Genomic DNA, 489 nt, shown 5'->3' with positions numbered 1-489 from the left:
ACGCCAACCGCACGGTACTGGCCACCGACAACTCGATCTATCAGCGCCTGCCCCAGGCAGTGCTCTATCCCCGCGATGTCACCGACCTCGAACGCCTGGCCCGCCTGGCCGGCCAGGCGGACTTCACCGATATCGTCCTGGCACCACGCGGCGGCGGTACCGGCACCAATGGCCAGTCGCTGACCGATGGTCTGGTGGTCGACGTCTCGAAGCACATGAACGCCATCCTCGACATCGACGTCGAGAACCGGCGGGTACGTGTCCAGGCCGGGGTGGTCAAGGACCAGCTCAACGCCGCCTTGAGGCCTCACGGGCTCTTCTTCGCCCCGGAGCTCTCCACCTCCAATCGCGCCACCCTCGGCGGCATGATCGCCACCGACGCCAGCGGCCAGGGCAGCTGCGAATACGGCAAGACCCGCGATCACGTCCTCGAGCTCGACAGCGTGCTGCTCGGCGGCGAGCGCCTGGTCACCCGGCCGGTCGACGAGG

1 protein-coding gene is annotated in these 489 nt (G+C 68.1%); it reads left to right on the top strand.

Translation table 11 applies throughout. The features are described from left to right. On the top strand, positions 1 to 489 hold a 489-nt coding region (locus LU493_RS19515; protein WP_275289466.1), incomplete at both ends, for an FAD-binding oxidoreductase.

Source organism: Halomonas elongata, from assembly GCF_029081005.1.
Taxonomy (GTDB): Bacteria; Pseudomonadota; Gammaproteobacteria; order Pseudomonadales; family Halomonadaceae; genus Halomonas; species Halomonas elongata_B.
Note: the sequence above shows the minus strand (reverse complement) of the source record. Positions and strands in the feature narration are given on the sequence as shown.